The organism is uncultured Oscillibacter sp. (assembly GCF_900546705.1).
Taxonomy (GTDB): Bacteria; Bacillota; Clostridia; order Oscillospirales; family Oscillospiraceae; genus Oscillibacter.
This window is the reverse complement of sequence record NZ_URDP01000079.1, coordinates 1-3,559: the sequence shown is the minus strand read 5'-3', so window position 1 is coordinate 3,559 and position 3,559 is coordinate 1. Positions and strand designations below refer to the sequence as shown.

General features: G+C 61.0%; 3 protein-coding genes. All 3 read right to left on the bottom strand.

Annotation, left to right across the window (positions count from 1 at the left end):
* Positions 1 to 21: 21 nt before the first annotated feature.
* From QZS13_RS10110 to QZS13_RS10100, 3 genes are read right to left on the bottom strand one after another with little or no spacing between them, the layout of a single operon-like run.
* Positions 22 to 1,698, bottom strand: a complete 1,677-nt coding sequence (locus QZS13_RS10110; protein ID WP_295588584.1) for a phage major capsid protein — start codon at positions 1,696 to 1,698, stop codon at positions 22 to 24.
* Positions 1,698 to 2,273: an HK97 family phage prohead protease gene (locus tag QZS13_RS10105; RefSeq protein WP_295588582.1), complete on the bottom strand. Its 576-nt coding sequence runs from the start codon at positions 2,271 to 2,273 to the stop codon at positions 1,698 to 1,700. Before QZS13_RS10105 ends, QZS13_RS10110 begins: the two co-directional genes overlap by 1 nt.
* A complete protein-coding gene (locus QZS13_RS10100; RefSeq protein ID WP_295588580.1) occupies positions 2,263 to 3,468 on the bottom strand; it encodes a phage portal protein in 1,206 nt (401 codons plus the stop codon). The genes QZS13_RS10105 and QZS13_RS10100 overlap by 11 nt, the downstream gene beginning before the upstream one ends.
* Between the last annotated feature and the right edge of the window lie 91 nt (positions 3,469 to 3,559).

The following is a 3,559-nucleotide window of genomic DNA, read 5'->3' as shown; positions in this document are numbered from 1 at the left end:
GCAGCTCCTCCTCGCTCATACTCAGCCTCCGCTCTTGGTGACGGTCACGGTGTAGACCTTGGAGTTATCGCCGTTGTTCACCGTGATGGACACCACGTTTTCGCCCTCGCCCCAGGTGGCGTTTGCACCGTTCTGCACACGGGCCTTGCCCACCTTGACGGTTACAGACGCGCCCATGGTGGGTACGGCGCTGATCGCGTCCTGGGCGTTGGTGGTAGTGGCAGTATAGGTATCGGTGCCGGTGGAGAAAGCGGGAGACAGGGACAGTCCGCCGATGGTCAGAGACTGCAGCGCGGCAACCACGGGATTGGCCACATCCTGGGCAAAGGACATGGTGGTAACGGGAGCCTTGCCGATGCCGATGGCCACAAAGCCCTCAGCGATGACCGGCTGGCCATCATAACGGGCGATGCCCTTGACCACCGTCTGATCCTGGATGTACAGAGGCTGATCGCTGTACCCCACGGTAGTGCCGGCCCGCTCCGCCAGCAGATAGAGATCACCATAGCCGCCGATGATGGTGTCATTGGGCATCACATCGTCGGAGAACACCACAAGGTCGCCGCCCACCACCGGCATGGTGCCGTTGGAAATGGAGACAATGGCGCCGGTAGAGTCAAAGCTGGCCGCTTCTGCCATGATCTTGGTGTAGGTGGTTTCGTTCATGGCCCAGAATTTTTCCCCACGGGAGTATTTACCCTTGGCCGCGCCGCTGGCCAGGGCGATCTGCTGGAACAGCTTCAGTCCCGTATCGGAGCCGCTGGGAATGGTAATGATGTTGGAGGCAGAGAGATCCACCCAGGGGCGAGCCTCTTTCGGGTAATTGTCGGGCTGGGACTTCTGAGCCAGACGGGTGGCAATGCCCAGGGGCATTTTGACGCCGAGGCCGAACAGGATGGCCTTGTCCAGCGCGATGCCGATGGCAGCGCCCATGCCCAGGATCACGGCGCTCAGCAGCGCGCCGTCGGTGTCATCCAGCGTGGAATTGCAAAGCACCACATAGCCGCCCACCTTATATCCGTCCACTTCGGCCTGGTTGAGGGCAAACTGCAGCTCATTGAGGGCGCCGCACGCTTCCGTCCAAACGGCCTCGGGAATAGTGCCCATAATGGGCTGGCGGGCCTGGCCGGCAACCGGCACCAGGCGCACACGGCGGATCATCTTGGAGTAATCCTCGATGTTCTGCCGGATCAGATCCAGCACAACCTCAGGGATCAGCAGATCTCCTCCGGTGACGGTACGGGTCTGGCTGTTCTTGAACTTGGTGCGGAACTGAGTCAGGAAGTCCTGCACATCCTCCCGCTTGATAAAGGCCGCGCGCTGCTCCACGTTCATGGAGCCAAAAGCCCGGAGCTGTCTCTTGTTCATATGGGCGTCATCCTTTCTTTCGTCCGCCACGGGCGGCGTATTGGGCTTGGGGGCGGGCTGCTTGGATTCCAGGCCGCGCAGATCTTCCTGAGTGGTATCGATCTCACGCTGGAGGGCATCCACGGCCTCCTGGTGGGTCCGCTGCTCAGCAGTAAACGTGTCCACCAGTTCTTCTACGGAGCGCAGCTGCTCATCGGTTGTCGCTTCGTCCATGGCGGAAGCAAGCTCCGCCTCCCGAGTGTTCAGCTCCTCCGTTTTCTGGGCAAGCTGCGCCATACGAGCCTGCATCTCTTCGAGCTTTTTGCGCAGCAGCAATGCTTTAAGCGCCATTACGATTCTCCTTTCAGTTTTTTCAGCAGAGCCGCTTTCCGCTCTGCAAAGGTACGCTTGCGGATGGTCTCCTCCTGCCGGGTCCTGGCGGAGACAGACGTCTCCTCATAGGCCGGGAAGGTCACCACGGACACCTCCAGCAGCCGGACCTTGAGGATGGTATAGCGGACGGTGCCGTCCGGGAGCACCTCCCGGTCCTCCTTGTCGATGAAGAATCCAAAGGAGCACTGATCCACATCGCCCCGCTGCACCCGGCGGTAGAGGTTCATGGCGTCGCCGTCGTCCTGGTTGATGCGGATCTTGCCCCACAGGCCGTGGCTGTCCTCCCGGAGCGTCAGGGTGCCGGCCTTGTTGCGGCCCAGCACCAGCGTGGTGTCGTGATTGGTCAGAGCCCGGATGTCCTCGCCCAGGGTATCGGTAAAGGCGCCGGGGGAAATGACCTCCTCCAGGCCCGGGCAGATCTCATAGGGAGAGTTGAACACCGAGAAATAGCCCTCGATGAAAAGGTCGTTTTCCACTTCCCGTGTGGAAAAGCTGCCGTTGATGGGGATCATGGTGCGCTGCTCAAGTGCCATCCTGCTCACCTCCTGTCTGAATCAGTTTTTTCTGGTCTCCGATCATGCCCTGGGGGATGAAGTTCTCCAGGATCACCAGCTCGTCCAGGCCCTCCTTGGGCGGCAGATGCAGCCATCCGCGCACCTCGTTGCCGGTCATCATGCCCCGGATGTAGAGGTTGGAGCCGATCTCGGAGAGGTCCTTGACGTCATAGGCATACAGTGCCCAGGGATTCATGGAGATGTACCAGTCCGGGTTCAGCAGGAGCTTGCGTGTCATCTCCTGCTCGAGCCCACGGACGATGGGCATGATCGTGGTTGCGATAAAGTGGTTCCATTCCTCCCGGTTGAAGCTCCCGACGCCCACCACATAGGGCGGTACGCCCAGGATGGCCGCCACGGACTGCTTGTCCAGCTTGACGCTGTCGGAGATAGCCAGGTCATTGAGGGACAGCGGCTTGACCTGGACCACCTCCATCTGCTCCGCCGGGATGATCCACGGAGCACCGGGGGCAAAAGGATTGAGATACTGCTCCGCCAGCCGCCGGCGGCCATCTGTGGACGTCAGCTCGTCGCTGTTGCCGTCCACCTTGACGATGACACTGGGCTTCCACTCACTGGAGAGAAAGGCGTTTTTGGTCCGCCCGGCCTGCTGTAGGTTTTTGACCACGGTCTTGAGGGCCACCCGGTAGCCGGTGCCCAGCCACGGCCGCTCCGTGGAGGGATTGAGCACAAAGTGCAGCAGGCCGTCCGGGTCATAGGGGACGCCGCCGATCTGCACCCGGTACCCAAACCCGTCCGGCAGAAAACTCACCTGGCTCGGCGGAATGGGTACCAGCTCTTCCAGCAGGCCGTCCGTGGTCTTGGGCCATACCACTGCATTGCCGGAGCCGTCCAGCAGCAGCGTCCCCAGGATGGCCGCCATCATGGTCTTGCGGGTCATGTAGCGGTTGGGGGTGATGTCCAGCCGGCGGGACAGGCCGTTGTAGATCCGCACGTCGCCAGACGCCGTGTTGGCCATGATGCGGATGGACATGGAGCTGATGAGCTCCGCGATCCGCCAGACCGCCATGAGCACCTCGGGATTGTCCGCCAGGCGGGTATATCCGTCGCAGCACACGCTGTTCCAGTTGCTGCCCATGACAAACCCTACCGAGCTGCGGGATTGTGCAGGCTTGTCTCTCGCCGCGTGGACTGCTTTCTTTCGCTTGTTCATTTGGATTCCTCCCCAAACCAGTTTTTCTCTTTCTGTACCGTCTCCAGATCTTCCAGGTAAGCGCAGCAGGCAAACACCGCTGCGTCAAACA

Coding starts and splice junctions, on each gene's coding strand:
- QZS13_RS10110 (WP_295588584.1), bottom strand. CDS start 1,698: ATGGCGCTTAAAGCATTGCTGCTGCGCAAAAAGCTCGAAGAGATGCAG.
- QZS13_RS10105 (WP_295588582.1), bottom strand. CDS start 2,273: ATGGCACTTGAGCAGCGCACCATGATCCCCATCAACGGCAGCTTTTCC.
- QZS13_RS10100 (WP_295588580.1), bottom strand. CDS start 3,468: ATGAACAAGCGAAAGAAAGCAGTCCACGCGGCGAGAGACAAGCCTGCA.